We start from the raw sequence: 23018 nt of genomic DNA, 5'->3' as shown, positions 1-23018 counted from the left end.
TGTAAAGCCAGTTGATGAGTATTGATCAGGTAAATCATACGTTGGTAACAAGGCAGGCTTTTGAATAAATGAAGATAGTTATGTCTCAGTGCCGTAAAGAATGCTTTAAAGTTATTGAAATGTGAATGTTTATACCAAATTGCAATAAAGACAATTTCAGAAATACTGAGCTGTGCAGGGCGAATTCTTAGGCATTTAAGATTTTGCTTTAAGAATTTCCAGTAAACTGATTCAAATTTTAGAAAGAAATCATCAATTATACAGAATAATTGGGTACTATCGAACATAAGGACTAGAGTCGTAAGTTTTGTGTGGTAACCAACTGATGGCTCTAGTCCTTCTCTTTTTCAAGTCTATGGCTTATCCGTGATTCAGGTTATAATATGTTATTATGCAAAACAACACCAAATATTGTCATATACGAATTTTATACCCAACTAATCAGCATTATGTACTTCATACTTACCATTAAGTATATCTTTCTTTACCTCATCTATTTTTTGTTGTTCTTTTATCAGATTAGCACGATCTGTAAAATTTAATAAATAAGCATGAAAAAAATAGTTTTTGTTAGCCTCAAATTTAACTGGAAAATATTGCTTTCCCAATATTCCTCCTGTCCATTTATACTCATACTCTCCAGGCGACACCTCAAAATACCCATATTCTCCAGTATTCAAAGAAATTGTGGGTTGTCCTTTGATCTCAAACTCCACATCTCTTCCCGCACCATAAATTCCAGATTTCCATTGATAAACATATATACCTGACATATTAGGTGATGGAACTCTAAAGTTTGTTGTCGTGTCTAATTTTAATTGTTCATAAGGCACTGCTGCACAACCAACAAAAAATAAAGATACTAATGTTATTAATGCTAGTTTTTTATACATTTCCAACTCCTATGGAAGCTATTAATTGAATTATTAATCAAATTAAAACTATATTTGGCAAAATTAAAACATAGCTTTGACTAATATAAAAAATTTTACAAAGATACACAAGTTCCACTTAATATTACTAAACTGCTTATTTTACTGTCTTGTTCTCGCATTTTTTGCCACAATATCCACAAATTTTAGGTATAGAATAAGACTATGATCGGATGTTTAATTGGCGAAGTGTTTGCCTTGGAAGCCCCAACAGTTTTACTCAATGTGAATGGTGTTGGCTATGAAATAGACACACCACTTTCGACATTTTGCCAATTACAAAAGGGCCAGAAAGTGACATTATGGACACACTTGGTGGTCCGTGAAGATGCCCAGCAACTCTATGGCTTTAACGATGCGCAGGAAAAAACCATTTTTCGCACTTTGCTGAAAGTTAATGGTGTCGGTCCTAAGATGGCTTTGGGGATATTGTCCACTTTAAGTGTTGAATTATTAATTCATACCATTGAACACGATGACATCAATACCCTGATCAAGGTTCCTGGGGTTGGCAAGAAAACTGCTGAACGCTTGATGATTGAATTACGGGATCGCTTCAAAGCATTGGCACAGTCAAGCAGTAGTAGCAATGCAAGCTCAACCACGGCTCAAATCCAGTTTATGGCAAACTCACCTGTTGCTGAAGCCGAAGCGGCATTGCAGTCACTCGGCTATAAACCTGCTGAGGCACAAAAAGCGGTTGCAGCCGTTAAGGCAGACTATACAGAATCTGCCGATATTATTCGTGCGGCACTTAAATCCATGATGAAGTAATACCTATATGCAAGATCGTCTTATTAGCGGAACAGAAAAACCAGAAGATCATTTTGATCGTGCAATTCGTCCAACTTCATTGGCAGACTATATTGGACAGCCTGTCGTCCGTGAACAAATGGAAATCTTCATTGGTGCCGCACGTGGACGTGGTGAAGCGCTTGACCATACTCTAATTTTTGGCCCACCTGGTTTAGGTAAAACCACGCTTGCCAACATTATCGCTCGGGAAATGGGTGGTAATTTAAAATCAACCTCTGGTCCTGTGTTGGAACGTGCAGGCGATTTGGCCGCAATGCTGACCAATCTTGAAGAGGGGGATGTTCTTTTTATTGATGAAATCCACCGCCTTTCTCCAGTGATTGAAGAAATTCTTTATCCAGCGATGGAAGATTACCAGTTGGATATCATGATTGGCGAAGGCCCTGCTGCCCGATCAATTAAACTGGACTTGCCTCCATTTACACTGGTTGCAGCCACTACCCGTGCTGGTCTGCTCACCTCCCCCTTACGCGACCGTTTCGGGATTGTGCAACGTCTAGAGTTCTATTCGGTTGAGGACTTAACCCATATTGTCACACGTTCAGCAAACTTAATGGATGTACCAATCACACACGAAGGTTCTGCTGAAATTGCTCGCCGTGCCCGAGGAACACCACGTATTGCCAACCGTCTGTTACGTCGAGTTCGTGACTATGCCCAAGTCAAGGGTACAGGTGAAGTGACTCAGGATATGGCCCAGCGTGCCTTGGATATGCTGAATGTGGATAAGGCAGGTTTAGATACGCTGGATCGCCGTTATCTCAGCATGTTGCTTGAGCGTTTTGATGGTGGGCCTGCTGGTGTTGAGGCTCTAGCGGCAGCAATGGCGGAGGACAGTGGCACACTTGAAGATGTCATTGAACCTTATCTCATCCAGCAAGGTTATGTCATGCGTACTGCACGTGGTCGTATTGCCACCAATATGGCGTATTTACAGTTTGGATTAACGCCACCTGAATAATAGAAAAATATTTAAAAACCCTTTTTATAATGAAGTAATTAAAATAATATAGCCACTTTAATTACTTTATTATTTTCTCAGGGTAAAAATGAAAAGCAAAATATTAATCTCCATTTTATTTAGCAGTTTATTATTAACAGCTTGTGGAGGTGGGAGTACAGATTCAAACAATAATGACTCCTTTCAAGGTACAGAAAAGCTGGATTATACAAAAAAAGAAAATATTGCTTTCATTAGTGAACCGGTTGTAAACCTTTCCAATGAATATGATAATCCAGTCATTAATATAGGGACTGTGGCACATGAAATTTATAGTCTCATTCGTAATGCAGATCCCGAGAAATATACGGTATCATGTCAATCAGGGACAACGAAAATCAACAATGATGGTAGTGTCAGCCTAAATAATTGTAAAAATCTTATAATACATTCCACTCAACGCTCAATTCTCGTTTTCGGTGAAGATGAAACCACTATCTTATCTGGTACCATCCAATCCAAAACATCTACGTCCTCAACTTTCGAAAGAACAGATTTAACACTAACAAATTTTAATTTTGATTTGGCAGATGAAATTCATACAGTTAATGGAAATATAAGTACTACATCCACCTCAGTAAGCCCTGATCTTAATCGTGTTTTATTTGAAGCAAACAAGTTTACATATCAATTCGTAGATAAAACAAATAAAAGCAATAATCAAAAATATATCTTAAATGACTATGTCCTTACTTCAAATTATTCAGATTCAACGGGAAATATAGAAAACATAGCAAAGGGCCAATTAAATGGAAATAATAATGGCAAAATTTTCTCTGTCAACTTTAACTCTAAAGTCCCATTTTACGATCAGCGCTCTCTTGAACATTTACAACCAAGTAATGCAATCATTGAGATAAATGATATAAACAACAAACAAAATTCAATCTCAATTACAGAAACTGTTGATGGCCAGGCCTTGATTAATGCCTATGCTGATGGTCATAGCGTTCAAGGATTCCCTCAAACGGTCAATTGGATTGATTTTTATTAATTTTAGCCTCAAAGGCCCCATATCGGGGCTTTTTTCTTCAGCTCAACAATATGTTATTTATTACTATTTCCTTAACTGCATTGAAGCAATATCATTTCCCAGTTGCTTTATAGTACGCAAAAACAGGTAATAGAAATGGCAAATCACTTCCAATTTAATATTCGTGTATATATCGAAGATACTGATGCAGGTGGGATTGTCTACCACGCCAATCACATCCGTTTTATGGAACGTGCCCGTACAGAATGGCTACGCTCCACAGGCATCGCACACTATTGGCATCAAAAGGATTACAGCTTTGTTGTCCACCAGATTCAGGTTAAATATGTACGCCCTATATTAATGGACGATTTAATTACCGTTACAGCACGTGTTATTTCGTGTAAAGCCGCGTCATTTGTGTTGCAACAAAATATATATCGTGGTGAAATCTTGCTGGCTTCAGGTGAGGTTACGTTGGCATGTTTAAACAAGGATTTGATGCCACGCAGACTTCCTGATGAAATTCGTGACCTGATTCAAAAAGAATTGGCACAGGACTAAAAATAAACTTTCGGCACTCAACTTATGGCAACAAATTTAGAATCTTCCCTGCACATTTCTGACCTGATTTTACAGGCAAGTCCTGTCGTACAATTGGTCATGTTGATCCTGTTACTTGCTTCTATTTTTAGCTGGTATTTGATTGCCAAACTACATATGGGCTTTAAAAAGGCAGCGCAGGATGATGAGCATTTTCAAAAAATGTTCTGGTCAGGTGCCGAACTGAATACCTTATACAATAATGCCCAGCTCAACTCCAAGCGTCGCGGTCTAGAAGATATTTTTTATCAGGGTTTGGGTGAGTTCTTTAAACTGCAAAAACGTAAGGCCGACACCAACCAAACCATTGAGGGAACTGAACGTATTCTTCGTGTTGGTTTAAGCCGAGATCAGGGTGGATTGGAGCAAGGTCTAGGCTCATTGGCAAGTATTGGTTCTGTTGCGCCTTATATCGGCCTGTTTGGTACAGTCTGGGGCATTATGAATGCCTTTATAGGTCTTGCCGCAGTGGATCAGGTGACTTTGGCAACTGTGGCACCAGGCATTGCAGAAGCATTGATTGCAACCGCGATTGGTTTATTTGCTGCTATTCCTGCGGTACTTGCCTTTAACCATTTCACCGCAAAAGGTGAAGCGATTTATTCAGACCGTGCCCTGTTTGCCGAAGAAATGGTTGCCCTGTTACAGCGTCAAGCGATTGGAACGACACAGGAAGATGCATAATGGCGATTCAACGATCTGGACGTTTTGAACGCATCAAGAAGCCACTGAAAAGTGACATGAATGTCGTGCCATATATTGATGTCATGCTGGTGCTTTTGGTCATTTTTATGGTCACTGCACCAATGATTACCAGCGGGATCAAGGTGGATTTACCACAAGCCAATAATCACCCAATTGAATCCAAAGATACGCCTGCAATGGTCACCATTGGCAAAGATGGCAATATCTATTTGCAATATCAAGAACATAAAGACAGTGAACCACTTTCCCTAGCACAACTTGAGTCTGTGTTAAGTGATGCTCAAAAACAGGCAGAACAGGAAAATAAGCAACTTACTGTACTGGTTAATGGTGATCAATCTCGCCCTTATGGAGAAGTTGTCTCCCTAATGGCAAGTTTACAAGAAGCAGGTTTAACCCAAGTCGGCTTACTGACAGAGCCATTAAAATAAGTTATGAAAAGATTTCAAGAGCCACCTTTTAAGCAAAATGCGATTGCACTGGGTTTTACACTCGGCGTTCATGCCATCGCCATTGTTGGCTTACTTTTTTTAGGCTTGAGTAAACCACCTGAGCAGCCTAAAAAGCTAACCACCATTTTAGTTAAGCCTGAAGACTTACCTCCTCCATTGGCAAAACCTGTAGAACAGGAAACAACGGCTGAAAATCAGGCAGAAGAAATATTAAGTCCAATTGTAGATGAAGCTCAGCCTGAAAATCTTCCTGTTGCCCCTCCGCCACCTACTGCTCAGCAACTTGCTGCCGAAAAGCTGAAAGCTGAACAGGCGCAACAGGCAAAGTTGGCTGAACAAAAACGTAAGGCTGAGGAAGCCGCCAAAGCAAAAGCACAGGCAGAAGAACAACAGAAGCAAGCGGAAGCTGTCGCACAAAAACAACGTGCAGAAGCTGATGCCAAAGCCAAGGCTGCCGAAGAAAAACGTAAAGCCGATGCCGAGGTGAAAGCAAAAGCTGCGGAGCAAAAACGACAAGCTGAAAATGAGGCAAAAGCCAAACAGGCAGAAGAAAAACGTCAGGCAGATGCCATAGCAAAAACAAAAGCGGCTGAACAGGAAGCAAAACGTAAAGCTGATCTGGCCGCTAAAACCAAGGCAGATAATGCAGCCAAGTTGAAAGCTGAACAAGATGCCAAGGCAAAAGCCACGGAAGAAAAGCGTAAAGCAGACGCTGACGCCAAGAAAAAAGCAGAGGCAGATGCCAAAGCCAAGGCTGCTGAGGAAAAGCATAAAGCAGATGCTGACGCTAAGAAAAAAGCGGAAACAGATGCCAAAGCCAAGGCTGCTGAAGAAAAACGTAAAGCAGATGCTGACGCCAAGAAAAAAGCTGAGCAAGATGCCAAGGCCAAAGCTGCTGAGGAAAAGCGTAAAGCAGATGCTGACGCCAAGAAAAAAGCGGAAACAGATGCCAAAGCCAAGGCTGCTGAAGAAAAACGTAAAGCAGACGCTGATGCCAAGAAAAAAGCCGATGCCGACGCCAAAGCAAAAGCGGATGCTGAAGCCAAGCGTAAGGCAGACGCAGATGCTAAAGCCAAAGCTGAAGCCGATGCAAAACGTAAAGCAGATGCCGACGCTAAAGCAAAAGCGGATGCTGAAGAAGCCAAAGCTGCTGCCGCTAAAAAAGCTGAACAGGAAGCAGCGCAGAAAAAGGCAGATGCCAAGAAAGTTGCCTCAACAGCCAAACGAGATTTTGAAAGCAAAATTAAACGTGCCTGGGACATACCATCAGGTTCATCGGGTCAAAAGGCAACTGCCCGTGTCACCTTAAGTGACAGCGGTGCCGTTTTATCAGTGATTGTTTCAGCAAGCGATCCAGATGTAAAAGCCAGTGTAGAAGCAGCAGTTCGTGCCGCCGCACCTTATCCAATGCCAGAAGATCCTGATGCCCGTCGTGAGGCAAGAAGCTTTACTTCAAGTTTCACAGCAAAATAGTAATTTATCGTGAATAGTTACATGCCTGTCATAGCACAAAGCATGTAACTATGTTAAATAATCAACAGCCACAACAATACTATGCAAATTATTGTAATTATGGACAAGACTCGTAAACATCTCATCTCCTTAGCAGTTTTTACTGCGATTAGCGCTGTTGTTCCAGCAACAACTTTTGCACAACTCCATCTTGAAATTGCCAAAGCCCCTGAACAGGCGCCTAAAATTGCGATTGTACCATTTACCAATGACAAGGCGATTTATCCAATTGTTGAAAGCGATTTAAACCGTTCAGGTCGTTTTACCAGTGCATCACAAAATTTACCTGCCACTGCAAATATTGATCAAATTCAGGCTGGCGACTGGCAAAATGCTGGCATTCCCTATGTTGTTGTCGGACAAATGAAAGCTATTGATGCCAATACATTTGAAATTCAATACCAGTTGTATGATGTACAAAAACAGCAATACCTACTCAATGAAGTCCTGACTGTACCAAGCTCACGTATCCGCCAGGCGGGACATATGATCAGTGATGCGATTTATCAGGCACTGACAGGTATTGCAGGTGATTTTAGTGGTCGTATTGCTTATGTACTTCGAAATCAGGCAACTCCAGCTCAACGTTATACCCTACAGGTTGCTGATACCGATGGCGAACAACCTAAAACCGTTCTTTCGTCACGTGATCCAATCCTCTCTCCTGCCTGGACTCCAGACGCAAAGAAAATCGCCTACGTTTCTTTTGAAACCAAACGCCCTGCAATCTATCTTCAGGACTTGGCCTCAGGACAGCGTGAAGTTTTAGCAAGCTTCAGGGGCTTGAATGGTGCACCAAGCTTTTCACCAGATGGCAAGTCCATGCTCTTTACCGCTTCAATGCATGGTAACCCTGAAATCTATCAAATGGACTTAGTCAGCCGCCAAGTCAAGCGGATGACCAACGATTCAGCGATTGATACCGAAGCACGTTATGCACCAGATGGTAAGTCATTTATCTTCACCTCTGACCGTGGCGGTTCTCCACAAATTTATAGCTATCGTTTTGATGATGGTTCAGTTAAACGCTTAACATTTAAAGGTGCGTTCAATGCCCGTGGCACATTAAGTGCGGATGGTAAAAAAATTGCATTAGTTCATCGTCCAAGTGGGAGCAACTATAAAGTTGCCATTCAGGATATTAATACAGGCATTACCAACATCCTGACACCGACCAGTCTGGACGAATCACCAAGCTTCTCACCCAATGGGCAAATGGTGGTTTATGCGACACGTGAGGGAGAGCGCGGCTTACTCTCTATCATGTCAACAGATGGTCGCTTCCGTATGAACTTACCAAGTGAGCAAGGCGAAGTTCGGGAACCAGCTTGGGCACCCAAATAAATTTGATTAATTGGAGAAACATATGAATATTAAATATCTTACACTTCCCCTACTGGCAGCGACCTTGGTTTTTACAGGCTGTGCAAGCCGTAAACCTGCTGCTGAAATTACCGCAGGTAATACACCAAACAGCGCAACAACGGTAAGTACCGATGGTCTAAGTGAAGATGCTGCACTCAATGCACAAAACTTGGCAGGTGCGTCCTCAAAAGGCGTAACCGCAGCGAATAAAGCATTTTTAGCAAAACGTGTTGTACATTTTGACTATGACAGCAGCGACTTATCTCAGGAAGATTATCAAACATTACAAGCACATGCCCAATTTCTTGTTGCAAATGCCAATTCAAAAGTTGCTTTAACAGGCCATACCGATGAGCGTGGTACACGTGAATATAACATGGCACTTGGCGAACGCCGCGCTAAAGCTGTAGAAAGCTTTTTAATCACCAATGGTGTAAATCCACAGCAGCTTGAAGCTGTAAGCTATGGTAAAGAAGCGCCTGTGAACCAAGGGCATAATGAAGCTGCATGGAAAGAAAACCGCCGTGTGGAAATCAACTATGAAGCGGTTCCGCCATTATTAAGATAATGCTTTAAGAAAAAATGCTCACATCATGTGAGCATTTTTTATGGCTGCTGTTGAGTATTATCATCCTGTTTAGATGACTGCATCGACTCAATCATATCGTGCTTATTAAAGTCCTTATATTCAGGCTTGGCTTCATAATCTTTCCAGGCATCTTTCACATTTTCCTTGGAAATTTCATCCAAACTAATCGGTTCACTTGGGGTTGGGGTCGCTTCAAAATTCTTGGTTGACATTTTATTCTCCAAACATCCTGTCTAATATGCACCCAACATAGCATGTAAATGAATGCTTGTAATCATAAAAGCAACATAAATAAAGTAAGATAATTTTTATTTTTTGGCGTTCTCATCTAGAATAGCCGCATTCTTTTATCAATTTTGATGCAGCAAAATCGGAGCTATTCAATATGTCGTCAAACCTTACTTTGTCCCAATATTTACAACAACAAAATGGGAATTTGACACCAGAGTTGGCTCAGGTCATTGAAACAATTGCAAACACATGCAAAACCATTGACCAGGCTCTGCAAAAAGGTGCCCTGGCAGGTATTTTAGGCAGTGCGGGCAATGAAAATGTTCAGGGCGAAACACAAAAAAAGCTGGATGTCATTTCAAACGATTACCTGATTGATGCCCTGAAAGTTCATCCACAGGTGGGGGGCTTGGCTTCAGAAGAGCTGGATGACTTCACGCCTGCACAGGAAAATGGTAAATATCTAGTTTTGTTTGACCCACTTGATGGTTCAAGCAATATTGACATCAATATGTGTGTGGGTACGATTTTCTCAATCTTACCTGCTAAAAATGCCGTAACTCAATCTGCTGACTTTATGCAGGCAGGCACAGCACAGGTCGCTGCTGGCTATGTACTGTATGGTCCATCCACCATGCTGGCGCTTACTGTAGGTGCAGGCGTTGCTTTCTTCACATTTGATCCAACGACACAAACTTTCCTGCTCACGACTGAACAGGTTCAGGTTTCAGCAGATACCCAGGAATTTGCAATCAATTCATCTAATCAACGCCACTGGGAAAATCCTGTAAAACGTTATATTGATGAACTGTTGGCTGGAAAAACCTCAGTCCGTGAAAAAGATTTCAACATGCGTTGGGTGGCGTGTATGGTCGGTGACATTCATCGTATCCTATGCCGCGGTGGTATCTTCCTCTACCCTTATGACCTTAAGGACCCGAAAAAAGCTGGGCGTTTACGTCTGATGTATGAAGCAAACCCAATGAGCATGCTGATTGAACAGGCTGGTGGTGCATCTACAACAGGTCGTGTTCGCATTATGGACATCCAGCCAACTGAGTTACACCAACGAGTTCCTGTGATTATCGGCTCTAAAAATGAAGTGGAACGCGTAACAAGTTATCATTAATTATTTTTTAATAATCAGGGCATTATAAATTGTAATGTCCTTTTGGATATTTACCCTATGGCGGTTATTTTTTTAGAATCAAAAGACAATGCAAAAATCAAACATTTGCGTGGACTCATCGAACTCAACAGTGCCCGAAAAAAACATCAACAAACGGTACTCGAAGGAACACATCTGTGCCTAACATGGTTACAACAACAAAAGAAAATCTTTTCCCTGTTTACCACTGAACAAGCCTTGTCCCATCCAGATTTGCAAAAGATAATTGAATTGCACAAGGGGCATATCTTTGTGATCAGTGAGGTTTTATATAAAGATCTCAGTACACTAGGTACAACCCTACCCTGTTTGGCCATTATTGATTTGCCCTCAAATATTCAAACTATTGATTTTAACAAAGACACCCTGATTCTTGAAAATGTTCAGGATCCAGGTAATGTGGGTACATTATTACGCTCAGCAGCAGCGGCCAATGTTCAACAAGTCATTTGTACCCAGGGTTCAGCATTACTTTGGTCTCCCCGAGTACTACGTGCAGGCATGGGCGCACATTTTAGTTTAAATTGTTTTGAGAATTATCAACTTACAGATATTTTACCAAAATTTAATATTCCCGTGTTTGTCACCAGCTCTCACCGTTCCACCAGTTTATATGGCAAGGATTTAACCCAGCCCTGTGTCTGGATTCTAGGTAACGAAGGACAAGGTGCAAGTGACTATGCCCTTGAACATGCCCAGGCTGTCACTATTCCTCAACCTGGTGGTCAGGAATCCTTGAATGTTGCAATTGCGGGATCAATCTGTCTGTTTGAGATGGTTCGCCAACGTCAGTAAAACGTTAAATTATTTTAAATACGCTTTCTCCGCCGAGAAAATCAATTACACTACTAAAAATAATTGCTTAAGTTGTCAACGCATCCACCATTTTCAACGTTATAGAACTAATGAATTGAAATAATGGTGGGTATCCATGACAGGATTTTCCATCTCTATGGATTTAGCACCGAAACAGGCCCGAACCGATAATGGTACTGACCGCAGTACTGTTGAACAACGTCTGCGTTTTTTTATGCAAGACGTTACAGGTCGTGCGCTTGTGATGATGGAAAGTGCAACCCAGGGACAACAAGGCATTGCAATGGATTTGGTTCAGGAAGCTTTTATTTCATTGCATAAGTCATATTCAGATAAAAGTACCGAAGAATGGTATCCCCTGTTCTACACCATTTTAAATAACAAACTACAGGATTGGCGACGCAAAGAAGCACGCCGAGCAAGTCCATTTTCATTGTTTAAAAAGGTGAATTTGGATGATGATGATGAAATCATTGATATTGTAGATGAATCCACGCCTAATCCATTCGATTTTCTCGATCAGGAAGTCACAATGGAGGAAATTCAGGCTGCAATCAACCAATTACCAGTACGTCAACAACAGGCATTTATGCTAAGAGCGTGGGAGGGTTTTGATACCATGACCACAGCTCAAATCATGGATTGCAGTGAAGGCAGTGTGAAAACACATTATCACCGTGCAATTCAGGGACTCAGAATCGCTTTAGAGCATTTAAACCCACATATGGGAGGATCATCAAATGAAAAAAGATGAATTCACCAAACGAGTGACTTCCAAGCTTGACCAACTCGCAAGAGAACAGCATCACAATAAAATGTTGGTGATGAATCATGTTCTGGATTCTGTTCAAAAGAGACCTACGTCTTTTTACAGTATCTGGAAAATGACTGGTTTTGCATTTGCCGCTGCAATCATGGGCATTGTAGTTCTCCCAAGCTCTCTGCAACTCGCAGACAAACCGCAAAACCAGGTCATCGTGAATCCAAAGCTTTCTCCACAAATGGTTGAAGATATGGAAATGCTAATGGTCTTAGGTGAGGATAAAGTTCCACATGGCAGCTAGAAAGTTAGCACTTGTTGTGTGTACATTGGGTTTATTACAAACTAGTTTTGCTGGTTCAGAACGGTTTTGGGTTTTCTCTAAACCCAGCAAACCTACAACTGAAGAAGCATGGGATGATTTATCCCCTGAAGAACAGCGTATCTTAATTAAACGCTACCAGACATTAAAAGAGATTCCAACAGACCAAGGTTCACAACTCCAGCAAAGAATGGAGTGGTTTACACAATTACCCGATGATGAAAAACAAAAAATGCGTGACGTCTGGCAGAAAATGAGCACCCAGGAGCGAAATAACTTACGTAAACGCATGCAAAATGCGAGTTTGGAAGAACGTGTAACAATTAGAGATGAATATCTAACTAAATATTCTGAGCACTAATTCATTCAACACATCAATCATTATTTAAAATATATAAAAAATAGCGCTATAAATAGCGCTATTTTTTTAATTCACCGCTTCTATTTTCTGAATCGGCGATAAATAAGTAAACTTAACAACCCCAATATTGAGAAAATCCCCGTGCTGCCACCGCCGCTACCCGCAGGGCGAGTATCATCGGTTGTTGTAGCCGTACTAATGACACTCACTGTTGCAGCATTTGAAGCAGTGCCATCTGCGTCATAAACTTGATAATTAAATGAGAAATTAAATGGATTAAATGTATTTACTTCCTGAACATAAATATTACCACCATAACAGATTTCTTTATCATCTGGCTCAGGACAGGCCCCTTGACGATCTGCTGTTATGGTCAAATCTCTGGTTGGTACATTGGTTAAACGAATTGGTAATTCAACACCCTCTTCATTTTTCCAGAAAGCAGGTTTATTTGGGTTATTCTCAGGTCCTTTACCACCCTCACCTGTATCACCATCATCATTTGCAAAACTTAATAAATTTAATGTGGCTTTTTCATGTTGTCGGTATTTTAAAGTTACAGACGTATCTTTTGCTACAGGAGCAATGTTAACAAATGCTGCCTGAATTAAACCTGATGAAGTTTGTTCAGGCTGAATACCTGGCTTAGTAGTAATTGTATACTTACAAAATGCTTTATCACCCGCCTGTGTAATCACATCATCTTTACGGTAAATCACGATCTGTTGTAACTTTTCATTCCAGTCACACATCAAATTTGGATCGGGAGGTTGTTGAATGTTTAGCACTTTACCATTAAGCTGACCAACCCCAAGTCGTTCTACTTTTATCTCATAACTATCTGGATTAAAGAAATCTAATTTATAACTACCTTTATCATCACCTTCAGTCAATTCAACTTCCCGAGGTAATGGAAGTTTATAATTATTTAGGTCTACAAATATTGCACGATATTTTAAATTTTCTTTTGTATATTTTAATAAGTTCTCATATTGCTCTAATCGAGATTTATAATAAGTCAAAAAAATCTCATCATTTGGTTTCTCAACAAGATCTTTAAAAAAGTCATATTGACTTTGATAACTTTTAATTAATTCACTAATTGAACTATTCGCTAAATCACTAATATCACCTGCTGTTAGCTTCATTAGCTCAACTGAACCAATATCACATCTATTAGCTGCTTCAGGATTAAAATATAGGGTTTGATTGGTATTACGTGCCAAACCACGTTGATCTGTTGAGCTACAACCCGTTCCCTCAATATCAACTAAATCTGTTTCTGTTCCATTATTTTTAGGGTAATACAGTGGAAAGAAAGAAGTATATTTAGAAGCAGGTTGCAATGGACTTAATAATGTTCGAATATCAATATCACTTATATTAATATTGGTTTTATTATCCTTTAAAGCTTCTTTTGGTAAATCACACTGATTAGCTGTCCGATCTGTTGTATCATCTTTCTTTAATGATAAAGCATTATATTGAACAGTAAATCTAACAGATTCCTGCTCCGATACATCTCCCAATAAATAGCGACAAGCGTAACTATCACTTCCACCATTATACGCTATAATATTAGAATTTAGATTTTTAGAACCAAGCTTATCATACAAAAGCGTCGTATAGCCTTGATTTTCAACAATCGTATTACTGGTTAACGTTAAACTACTGCCATTACTTAAAATACTAGACTTATTATTTGAAGTATTTTCAGCTGTAGCGTCACCCGTAAATTTAATTAAATTACCTGTCGATATTTTTACTGAATTTTGGGCAATTGTATTATTAGTTAAAATAACCTCTGGTTCTCCACATAATTCAAACATACTGTCAGAATCTGTGGCCCCATTTTCAATAAAACTACTTCCTGTAAGGTTAACTTTTCTTTTAGAATAAACAACATCATTAAAACAACTCATTGAAAGCACACTGCCTTTAGGTGCAGTATTTTTTTGAATTAAACTGTCAGTTAAAGTTAATGAAGCTGTTGGTCCAGCTAAAAAGATCGCCCCACCTTCCTGATCTGCTTTCGAATTCAAAATTTGAGTGTTTTGTAAAACTACATCTGCTCCAGCATAGATTGCCCCTCCTTTATCACTTGTTCTCCCACCTGTTAAAATAAGATTATTTAATGTTAACTCCTTGGCTCCAAATGTTGTATTAAAAATACGTGAGTTATCTGCTTTAATTATAGTTTTTAATGGTGTTTCCGCAGGATATTGATTCACAATATCATTAATCAAAACCTTTTTTTCTTGCCAATCGACTGGGCTTGCTCCCCAAATCAATACATTAACATTAGGTATTAATTCTTTTTTAAGTATATATTCCCCTGCTTGAAGCTGAATCACTTTTTGAGTTGTTGATAAAATATCAGTGGATTCACACCCACCATAAGGTTTGCGTAGCTCCGCAGCTTTTAATGCTTCTCGCAATGAACAAGCATTTAAGTTTTCGCCATCTTCATCTTCAAAAGTTGTTACATTTATTGGCGCATCACTTGTTGCTGCAAGTAAAGGCATTGTTGCAAGAATCATAGTCGCCAATATGGCTTTTTTATAATTTTTCATCTCATCATATCCCTGATTATGATTTAAAACGACGGAGTCCAACTAAACCTAACAGCATGAGTATTGCACTAAAGCCAATTCCTCCACCTGAAACATTCACTGTTTTACTTTTAAAGTTATTTGGTGGATCCTGAATAATGGTTGTTGGAATATTAATATAATAATTAGACACATCATTAAAGCGAGTGGTCGTTGTTATCACCCGCAAATTAAATTTATCCGCGCCATGCCAGTCCCCATCTGGTAAATAAACCACATTACCATCTTGATCTATGGTTAACTTACCTTTAGATGGAGTTGCTGTTTGTTGTATATCCAAACACCCTGGTTGCCATGCTTGACCATCAGAACGCTTACCCAGAAACTGTTCACAAGAGGTTGGATCTAATAACTCTCCATCCAATAAGCTATCTGCAATACTAAATTTTGCTGTTTCACCATATAAAATGCTTTGTCCCGCTATTGGAACTTCACTACGGTTCACAACAAGCTCTATTGCACCTAAATCACACAGTTCATCATAACCACTACGACTATTTCCTTTTTGATCAGTTGTTTCACAGCTTGCAAGGCCAATACTGCTTCCATCACTATAAATTCGCCCCTTATTCACGATAAGAGAGTCTGACAACTTTTGATAGGACATTAATAGACGTGGTTTAAAAAAACCCAACATTTTATCTTTAGGGGTCGCATATGGGCATAATAAACCATCTGCTGGTGGAGCATCACACACACCCTCATCATTCACACCACCTGCCACTAATTTATTTGCATTAAGCGCAAAATTTGGACGTTCACTTGGTGTATTGTGCCTAAAATCCTCTACAGTGGTTAAATTACTTTGTACCACTGTTGCATCATCAGCCATATAGTCAAAATCACTACCAGTATTTCCTGCAATAATACTATTAGATATATATGAACTAGGAGCTTCTGTTGTTTTCGTTTCACCATCACTGGTTGTCGTATATTTCCATTTTGATGCCTGCAAATATAGCCCACCTGACTTATTTTTAATCAATGTAATATTGTTTAAAAACATACCTTCACGAATATTTGCAATATAATCCCCTATATTGTGAAATATCGTACTATTTCTTAGGCCAGCACTACGATTACTTAATGCACTACCAATAGTATTATCAGTAAAACCCGTTTGAACATACAACACTACACCATTTGTACCTGTTAAGCTTTCATTATCACGAATAACAGTTTGGCTAATTAAATAGAGCGGCATTTCACTATAAAGTACAGCACCTTGGTCTGCTTTATTATTTTGTAGAATACTATTGCTAATCGTTAGTGTACCTGCCGTTTTTTGTGCGTCAGATAAGATACCAGCATTATAAATTGCCCCGCCCTTATTTGAATAACCACCAGTTAAACGGGAATATTGAATAGATAAGGCTTCACGATTTAGAATTAACCCACCATCATTTACTTTGGTAGAAGAGCCTTGTAGGTTTAACTCAATTAAATTTACAGAAATTAAACTATTTTCGATACTGCCATCATCTATAACAAAAATACGGTCTGTTCCCGCCATTTTAATCGTTGCATTGTTTAATCCCTTTTTATCATCGTTAAAGATTTCACTAGCAGCAGTATTAATGGTCATTGCTGCCTTAATATTTAATGCTGAATTAAGCTGGTATATTTGGTCACGCTTTAAAACAATATTTGAGCTAGCTTCCTTATCACCACAACCATGGTAACCATTCTCAAACTCTGTTTGACTACGTTTATTTAAAAATTCTACGGCTTCTCGTAATGAACAAACGGTATCATCCTTGTCTTCATCAACCAACGTTGTGACTTGAATATCCGCAGAATAAACATGCCCAGTAACCGCAAATAAAGCGCAGGCAAGCGTCCGTTTGAGCATACCGATCTCCTTCTATTTTTCATTTTTCTTGGTATTGCAAAATTTAAATTTGCAACCACATCCTTTGTGCGTACTTTGTCATAGCTCTCACAATTTCTCAAGAAATTTTATATTATTGACGATATTCATCAATCAATGCATAGATTTGCTTGAGTGTCATATTGGAAAGCCTGGTTTTTTCGCCTTTCAGCATTTTTTCAAGTTGGGCTAGCGTTTGTAACAATACTGACGCTTGATGAGGGCCATTATTTAATAAATAGTCAACAATTTGCTGATCAAAATGAATACCCCGTCTTATCATAACAGACTGCAGCAAGGCTTGTCGGTCTGCATATGAACTTCCATTTGGAACTTTTACGCTTACCGCCTGCGTTAATCTGGACTGCAAATCAGGTAGTTCAAGTTTTAACTCAATAGGTGCCACACGGGAAGAAAATACCAGTTGCCCCTCATGATTATTGATTAAGTGGAAAACCGCTTTTTGCCAATGAGGGACACCGCTGATTGCATCAATGTCATCTAAAGCAACCAATTCGTAAAACTCTAATGAGGTAATTGCCTCTATAGGCGCATCCAGTAATTCCAACAAGGATACTTTTATTGCTCGGCGGCCTAACTCCAGATATGAATCACAAATTGCAGACAGCAAATGACTCTTACCTGTTCCAGCTCCACCATAGACATAAAATCGGCTGACCAAGCCTGCATGTAACTGTCGGACTGCATCAACCACATTTCCCCAACCTGGACCTGAAAAATCGCTGATTCGGGCATCCAGTTGTGGTTCTATATCCAGTTGCAGTTGACGCATATCGTTAATATATTCCCCAATTACTTAAAGTCATTTGAATTTGAAGTGCCTGTATCTTGAGAGTTTTTAATTTCAATATCAAGTTCTACATCACCCGCATCAACATTTATGTGCTGAATTTCACCCTGGGGAACACTCACCTCAATCGGTAATCCATAAAGACGGCTTTTTTCGTAATTGTCACGCGCATGCTTTAACAACACCACAATCACTGCTGCGACAGGTAATGCAATCAACATCCCAAGGAAACCACCGAGTTGTGCGCCAGCCAAGACTGCAAACACCACCGCAACTGGAGATAAGCCAATTTTATCCCCCAACAAGAAAGGTTGTAGAATATATCCTTCAACCATTTGTCCAATCATAAACACAACACCGACCAAGAGAAGCTGTGTCCAGTCCAGTCCAAATTGGAACAATGTGGCAACAACCGCCGCAATAATACCAACCGCAAAACCTAGATAAGGAATGATACTCGCCAAACCAGCGATCATCCCAATAATCAGGCCAACCTCCAGCCCAATCAACTGCAATCCAACAGCATATACAATTCCCAGTAATAACATCACCAGAAACTGCCCTTTCACAAATGCACCCAATACACTGTGACATTCACTCACAATTCTCAAGGTCGATGCTTCGTAAGGCCGAGGAATCAGGCGTCTAAAGCTTTGCAACATTCTTTCCCAGTCAAGAAGGAAATAGAATGAAATAATTGGAATTAAAATCACCACTCCGCCCAGTTGAATAAAATTCAGACCTGACTGTGCCAAACGTAGCAACATGGTTTGAATACTGTCTGCACTATAATTGGTCTGGACATATTCCATGATCGTTTTGGAAATTTGTTCGGTATCCAGTTCCATTGGAATAACATTAAAGGTTTTGGATACCCAAGGCAGAAACGTGGAGTTAACCCAATGAATCCCTGCTGGAATGCTGTCTCGCGCATACATGAGCTGTTTCCAGACCAATGGCACAAGAAACCATAACACCACAGTTAAAGTGATACCAATCCCAACGAATACAATACTAATTGCCAGCCAGCGTGGCAGCCTAAACTTTACAAGGGTATCGACAAGCGGGCTAAACAGGTAGGCAATAAAGAATGCCCCTACAAATGGCAATACCACTGGCTTTAACAGATATAATACCCAGAGTAGTAATGCGAGTCCCGCGAGGATGAAGATACGACGCAATACCTGATCTTGCATAAAATCTAGCCTTTCTTGGTGTAATCGTTATAAATGGAAAAAAATTTTAATAAAGATAGCATTTTCGGGCATAAATAACAGAAGAGTTTCGTATATTCGGGTTATAATCTGCCGCCAATGCGGAGACTTCACTATGAGCAACTCAACTTCTACCCCAAATACTGGTTTAAGCTATAAAGATGCGGGGGTCGACATTGAAGCGGGCGACGCACTGGTCGATCGTATCAAATCTGTCGCTAAGCGTACCACTCGTCCTGAAGTCATGGGCGGTTTAGGTGGTTTTGGTGCCCTATGCAAAATTCCAAAAGGTTATGAAGAACCTGTATTGGTTTCGGGAACGGATGGCGTAGGAACTAAACTACGTTTAGCACTGAATCTCAATCGTCACGATACGATTGGTCAGGATTTGGTGGCAATGTGTGTCAATGACCTTCTCGTTTGTGGTGCTGAACCATTGTTCTTTCTGGACTATTATGCAACGGGTCATTTGAATGTTGATGTGGCTGCAAATGTAGTGACAGGTATTGGTAAAGGTTGTGAGCTTGCTGGCTGTGCATTGGTCGGTGGTGAAACTGCCGAAATGCCAGGCATGTATGAGGGCGAAGATTACGATCTTGCTGGTTTTGCCGTGGGTGTGGTTGAACAGAGCAAAATTATTGATGGCTCTAAAGTAAAATCTGGTGATGTGTTGATTGGTGTTGCTTCAAGTGGCGCACACTCAAATGGCTATTCATTACTACGTAAAATTCTGGATGTTAAGAATGTAGACTTAACTCAAGTGATTGATGGCCGCCCTCTTGCGGATGTTGCAATGGAACCAACCCGTATTTATGTAAAACCAGTGTTAGAACTTTGCAAGCAAGTCGATGTTCATGCAATGGCTCATATCACAGGTGGTGGTTTACCTGGTAACCTGCCACGTGTACTTCCAAACGGCACACAAGCTGTGATTGATGAGTCGAGCTGGACATGGCCTGAATTATTCCAGTTGTTACAGCGTGAAGGCAATGTAGAGCGCTTTGAAATGTACCGTACCTTTAACTGTGGTGTAGGCATGGTGATTGCGGTTGACGCAAGCGAAGCTGACAAAGCAATTGACCTATTAAATGCTCAAGGTGAAAAAGCCTGGAAAATTGGTCACATTCAAGAAAATGCTGAATCAGTTGAGGGTGCAGACGAAAAAATTCGTGTGATCTTTGCATAATGAGAATTGCGGTACTTGTTTCTGGTAACGGTAGCAACTTACAGGCCCTGATCGACGCCCAACATGGTAAACAGCTGTCAGGGCAAATCGTTGGTGTTCTCTCCAACAAAGCTGATGCCTATGCATTACAACGTGCCGAGGATGCCAATATTGCCACCGCTGTGATTTCCCATAAAGACTTTCCAAATCGGGAAACTTTTGATGTAGCCATGCATCAGCAACTGTTGGCATGGCAAGTTGATCTTGTGATTCTTGCTGGCTTTATGCGGATTTTAACACCAGACTTTGTCAGTAAATGGCAAGGCAAGATGTTAAATATTCATCCTTCCCTGCTTCCTTTTTATAAAGGGATGAATACACATCAACGTGTGTTAAATACAGGAGATCGATTGCATGGTTGTACGGTTCATTTTGTAACAGCTGAACTGGATGCGGGACAAAGTATTGCCCAGTCTGTGATTCAGGTGAGTTTACAGGATACAGCAGAAAGTTTGGCACAACGTGTACATGAACTTGAGCATTTTATTTATCCTCAAGTAGCACAATGGTTATGTAATGGTCAGCTCACCTGGAAAAATGGTCAGGCTTATTTCAACCAGGAACCATTAGAAAAACCAATTCAGTTTGCCCAGTTTTAAAAATAAAACGCATCTTCAGATGCGTTTTTTATTTGAGTTAAATAACCAGACTTTTAATTTTTTCGGCAGTTTCCATAGGATGTTCTAGAGGAAACATATGCCCCCCCTGCGCAATTGAAAATGGAATATCTAGTTTTCTTTTTGCCACTTGCGGAAATTTTTCCTTTAAAAATACACTGTCACTTCCAACCACGAGATGTACAGGAACAAGTGGTTTTGGCATTGGCAACCACCACATTGACGGTGTGGTTCTAAACATCGCCACTTCATCATCTTTTGGAATGGTTAAAGTCACACCACCACGCTGTGGATCATTGGTCAGGGCGTAATCAATATAAGCCTGAAAGCAATCAGCATCAAAATGTTGATAAAACCCTCTTGAACCTAATAGCTCAGCTGCCTGCTCACGAGATTCCCAGTGATCACGTCGGCGTACCGACAAACCTGCTGGCGTGATTTTATCGACCAGTTTAGGTTTAAAAATTTTAGCAAGATGAAAGACAAACGAGGCTTTGCCAATAATCAATGGAGGATCGAGCATAATCACTTGTGAAAACAATTCTGGACGACGATAGGCTGCCATCAAGGTGAGTACTGAACCCAGGGAATGCCCTAAGCCAATCACTTTTCGCCCTTGCGCCTGCTGTACAATGCTATCAATGATTTGATCAACCAAATGTGTCCAGCCATGTGTGATCGGATAACGTTTATCTGTTCCAATTTCTGCCACATAAATAATGTCATATTGATCTTTGAGCTGATCAAACAGTTTTTGATAGACTTTTGATGGAACACCATTGGCATGGGCAAAATGAATCAAAGGTTTCATAAGCTTGTCTTTTATTTTCACTGATTGGTCAATTATCTCGTTCTATGCATGTATTGCAAATAAAAGGGAGAACTGTGCAGTTATTTTTACAATAAAAAGGCTGTGATATACACAGCCTGATTAAGATCAACACAGCGCTTTTATCGAAGCGCTGCATCAGATATGTTATTGTATTTTCGCATTTTGCTGAGTTTCCAATTGTGCTGCAAGAGAGCTACTAATCCCTTCGCCAATCTTTGCACCCATACGCCCCAAAATAGACTCTAAAGGATTACGTTGAACGGTATAATCCACTTTTTGATCCACCTTTAACTCACGCATCAGGGTAGTAATGCTACCACTACGATCTGCAACACCAAGCGCAATTGCCTGTTCACCCGTCCAGAATAAACCAGAGAAAACCGCTGGATCATTCGATTTTAAACGTTTGCCACGTCCCTCTTTAACCGCATTGATAAAGTGACCATGAACATTATCCAGCAATGCCTGAACGTGCGCACGCTGTTCAGGGTTAATCGGCTTGGTCATACTCAGGATATCTTTGTTATTACCCGATGTTAATGTACGGTCTTCTACACCCAATTTCTGTGCCAAACCGCTTAAACCATAGTTCGGCATGATCACACCGATCGAACCCACCAAACTTGATGGATTGACAATGATTTCATCCGCAGCCGAAGCGATATAATAGGCACCCGAAGCACCCATATCACCAATGACAGCATAGACCTTTTTATTTGGATGCTGTTTTTTCTGATAGCGAATTTCTTGCCAGATTTCATCCGACTGCACAGGTGATCCACCAGGCGAGTTAATATTGAGAACAATCGCCTTGCTGCCACTTGCTTCAAATGCCCGTTTTAAGGCCTTGTTGGTATCTTCACTGTTCACTGTAGACTGACCCGCAGAGGAATCAATGGTGCCAACAATATCAACAATTGCCAAATGACTGCTGCCAATACTGGTAGTTGATTTTTCTGTGCTGGTCGAACACCCCTTACTCATTGCAATCAGTACAATCAGTAAATATGCAAAACCCAAACATTTAAAAAAGATACTCCAACGGCGGCTACGGCGTTGTTCTTCGACAGAAGCCAAGACAGCTTTTTCTAAAATCTGCCATTCTTTGCCTGTCACATTATTCGAATTTGTTGATTCATTTTGTGGTTTTGGTGGCCAATCGGACATAAGATTCCAATCCAATGTATTTTAAAAGTGGCTTTATTATATACGTTGATTGGTACAAAACTGTT

24 protein-coding genes and 1 pseudogene are annotated in these 23018 nt (G+C 40.3%); 16 read left to right on the top strand and 9 right to left on the bottom strand.

Annotated elements, in window-relative coordinates; all coding sequences use genetic code 11:
- Both QTA56_RS08670 and QTA56_RS08665 read right to left on the bottom strand, forming a co-directional pair.
- Positions 1-287 (bottom strand): annotated as a pseudogene (locus QTA56_RS08670) (IS982 family transposase); the annotation flags it as partial.
- Positions 288-437: 150 nt separating this feature from the next.
- Complete coding sequence (locus tag QTA56_RS08665) at positions 438-893, bottom strand: DUF2846 domain-containing protein (RefSeq protein WP_267980566.1); 456 nt, start codon at positions 891-893, stop codon at positions 438-440.
- 204 nt (positions 894-1097) lie between these two features.
- On the opposite strand from QTA56_RS08665, the gene ruvA reads away from it, so the two are divergent.
- The 9 genes from ruvA to pal all read left to right on the top strand — a co-directional run bounded on the left by ruvA (position 1098) and on the right by pal (position 8926).
- Positions 1098-1706, top strand: a complete 609-nt coding sequence (ruvA, locus tag QTA56_RS08660; RefSeq protein ID WP_267980565.1) for a Holliday junction branch migration protein RuvA — start codon at positions 1098-1100, stop codon at positions 1704-1706.
- A gap of 7 nt (positions 1707-1713) precedes the next feature.
- On the top strand, positions 1714-2709 hold the full coding sequence (gene ruvB, locus QTA56_RS08655; protein ID WP_267980564.1) for a Holliday junction branch migration DNA helicase RuvB: 996 nt from the start codon (positions 1714-1716) through the stop codon (positions 2707-2709).
- Between the two features lie 88 nt (positions 2710-2797).
- Positions 2798-3742 (top strand): hypothetical protein, encoded by a 945-nt coding sequence (locus QTA56_RS08650; protein WP_267980563.1) that lies wholly within the window; start codon positions 2798-2800, stop codon positions 3740-3742.
- A 135-nt stretch (positions 3743-3877) separates the two neighbouring features.
- Positions 3878-4285, top strand: a complete 408-nt coding sequence (gene ybgC / locus QTA56_RS08645) for a tol-pal system-associated acyl-CoA thioesterase (protein ID WP_267980562.1) — start codon at positions 3878-3880, stop codon at positions 4283-4285.
- A 24-nt stretch (positions 4286-4309) separates the two neighbouring features.
- Positions 4310-5008 carry a protein TolQ gene (tolQ, locus tag QTA56_RS08640; protein ID WP_267980561.1) on the top strand — a complete coding sequence of 233 codons (699 nt, stop codon included), beginning with the start codon at positions 4310-4312 and terminating at the stop codon, positions 5006-5008.
- The gene (gene tolR / locus QTA56_RS08635; protein WP_267980560.1) at positions 5008-5460 is read left to right on the top strand and encodes a protein TolR; all 453 of its coding nucleotides are present in this window, start codon (positions 5008-5010) and stop codon (positions 5458-5460) included. Before tolQ ends, tolR begins: the two co-directional genes overlap by 1 nt.
- Before the next feature lie 3 nt (positions 5461-5463).
- Positions 5464-6954, top strand: coding sequence for a cell envelope integrity protein TolA (gene tolA / locus QTA56_RS08630; protein WP_267980559.1), 1491 nt, complete (start codon positions 5464-5466; stop codon positions 6952-6954).
- A gap of 99 nt (positions 6955-7053) precedes the next feature.
- Positions 7054-8337, top strand: coding sequence for a Tol-Pal system beta propeller repeat protein TolB (gene tolB, locus QTA56_RS08625; RefSeq protein WP_267980580.1), 1284 nt, complete (start codon positions 7054-7056; stop codon positions 8335-8337).
- Positions 8338-8359: 22 nt separating this feature from the next.
- The gene (gene pal / locus QTA56_RS08620) at positions 8360-8926 is read left to right on the top strand and encodes a peptidoglycan-associated lipoprotein Pal (protein WP_004777287.1); all 567 of its coding nucleotides are present in this window, start codon (positions 8360-8362) and stop codon (positions 8924-8926) included.
- Positions 8927-8964: 38 nt separating this feature from the next.
- On the opposite strand, the gene QTA56_RS08615 is transcribed toward pal, so the two are convergent.
- Entirely contained in the window at positions 8965-9159 is a 195-nt protein-coding gene (locus QTA56_RS08615) for an NF038105 family protein (protein WP_267980558.1), read from the bottom strand.
- Between the two features lie 173 nt (positions 9160-9332).
- Here QTA56_RS08615 and QTA56_RS08610 point away from each other — a divergent pair, with 173 nt between their 5' ends.
- The 5 genes from QTA56_RS08610 (at position 9333) to QTA56_RS08590 (ending at position 12605) form a co-directional block, all read left to right on the top strand.
- Entirely contained in the window at positions 9333-10307 is a 975-nt protein-coding gene (locus tag QTA56_RS08610) for a class 1 fructose-bisphosphatase (protein ID WP_267980557.1), read from the top strand.
- A gap of 57 nt (positions 10308-10364) precedes the next feature.
- Entirely contained in the window at positions 10365-11141 is a 777-nt protein-coding gene (locus QTA56_RS08605) for a TrmH family RNA methyltransferase (protein WP_267980556.1), read from the top strand.
- 157 nt (positions 11142-11298) lie between these two features.
- A complete protein-coding gene (locus QTA56_RS08600) occupies positions 11299-11916 on the top strand; it encodes an RNA polymerase sigma factor (RefSeq protein ID WP_267980579.1) in 618 nt (205 codons plus the stop codon).
- Complete coding sequence (locus QTA56_RS08595; RefSeq protein WP_267980555.1) at positions 11903-12226, top strand: ferritin family protein; 324 nt, start codon at positions 11903-11905, stop codon at positions 12224-12226. The genes QTA56_RS08600 and QTA56_RS08595 overlap by 14 nt, the downstream gene beginning before the upstream one ends.
- Positions 12216-12605 (top strand): DUF3106 domain-containing protein, encoded by a 390-nt coding sequence (locus tag QTA56_RS08590; protein ID WP_267980554.1) that lies wholly within the window; start codon positions 12216-12218, stop codon positions 12603-12605. The genes QTA56_RS08595 and QTA56_RS08590 overlap by 11 nt, the downstream gene beginning before the upstream one ends.
- An 80-nt stretch (positions 12606-12685) precedes the next feature.
- On the opposite strand, the gene QTA56_RS08585 is transcribed toward QTA56_RS08590, so the two are convergent.
- From QTA56_RS08585 to cxpE, 4 genes are all read right to left on the bottom strand, one after another.
- Positions 12686-15178: a CSLREA domain-containing protein gene (locus QTA56_RS08585; protein ID WP_267980553.1), complete on the bottom strand. Its 2493-nt coding sequence runs from the start codon at positions 15176-15178 to the stop codon at positions 12686-12688.
- 16 nt (positions 15179-15194) lie between these two features.
- Positions 15195-17069 (bottom strand): rhombotarget A, encoded by a 1875-nt coding sequence (gene rbtA, locus QTA56_RS08580; RefSeq protein WP_267980552.1) that lies wholly within the window; start codon positions 17067-17069, stop codon positions 15195-15197.
- A 112-nt stretch (positions 17070-17181) separates the two neighbouring features.
- Entirely contained in the window at positions 17182-17880 is a 699-nt protein-coding gene (gene hda / locus QTA56_RS08575) for a DnaA regulatory inactivator Hda (protein ID WP_004676821.1), read from the bottom strand.
- Positions 17881-17900: 20 nt separating this feature from the next.
- Entirely contained in the window at positions 17901-19094 is a 1194-nt protein-coding gene (cxpE, locus tag QTA56_RS08570) for a chloramphenicol efflux transporter CxpE (RefSeq protein WP_267980551.1), read from the bottom strand.
- Positions 19095-19227: 133 nt separating this feature from the next.
- Here cxpE and purM point away from each other — a divergent pair, with 133 nt between their 5' ends.
- Together purM and purN are read left to right on the top strand one after the other, a co-directional pair.
- On the top strand, positions 19228-20298 hold the full coding sequence (gene purM, locus QTA56_RS08565; RefSeq protein ID WP_267980550.1) for a phosphoribosylformylglycinamidine cyclo-ligase: 1071 nt from the start codon (positions 19228-19230) through the stop codon (positions 20296-20298).
- Positions 20295-20936 carry a phosphoribosylglycinamide formyltransferase gene (gene purN / locus QTA56_RS08560; RefSeq protein ID WP_267980578.1) on the top strand — a complete coding sequence of 214 codons (642 nt, stop codon included), beginning with the start codon at positions 20295-20297 and terminating at the stop codon, positions 20934-20936. Before purM ends, purN begins: the two co-directional genes overlap by 4 nt.
- A gap of 37 nt (positions 20937-20973) precedes the next feature.
- On the opposite strand, the gene QTA56_RS08555 is transcribed toward purN, so the two are convergent.
- Entirely contained in the window at positions 20974-21765 is a 792-nt protein-coding gene (locus QTA56_RS08555; protein ID WP_267980549.1) for an alpha/beta fold hydrolase, read from the bottom strand.
- Between the two features lie 165 nt (positions 21766-21930).
- On the bottom strand, positions 21931-22953 hold the full coding sequence (gene sppA / locus QTA56_RS08550; RefSeq protein ID WP_267980548.1) for a signal peptide peptidase SppA: 1023 nt from the start codon (positions 22951-22953) through the stop codon (positions 21931-21933).
- Between the last annotated feature and the right edge of the window lie 65 nt (positions 22954-23018).

The organism is Acinetobacter thutiue, from assembly GCF_030385805.1.
In the GTDB taxonomy this organism is placed as follows: Bacteria; Pseudomonadota; Gammaproteobacteria; order Pseudomonadales; family Moraxellaceae; genus Acinetobacter; species Acinetobacter corruptisaponis.
Note: the sequence above shows the minus strand (reverse complement) of the source record. Positions and strands in the feature narration are given on the sequence as shown.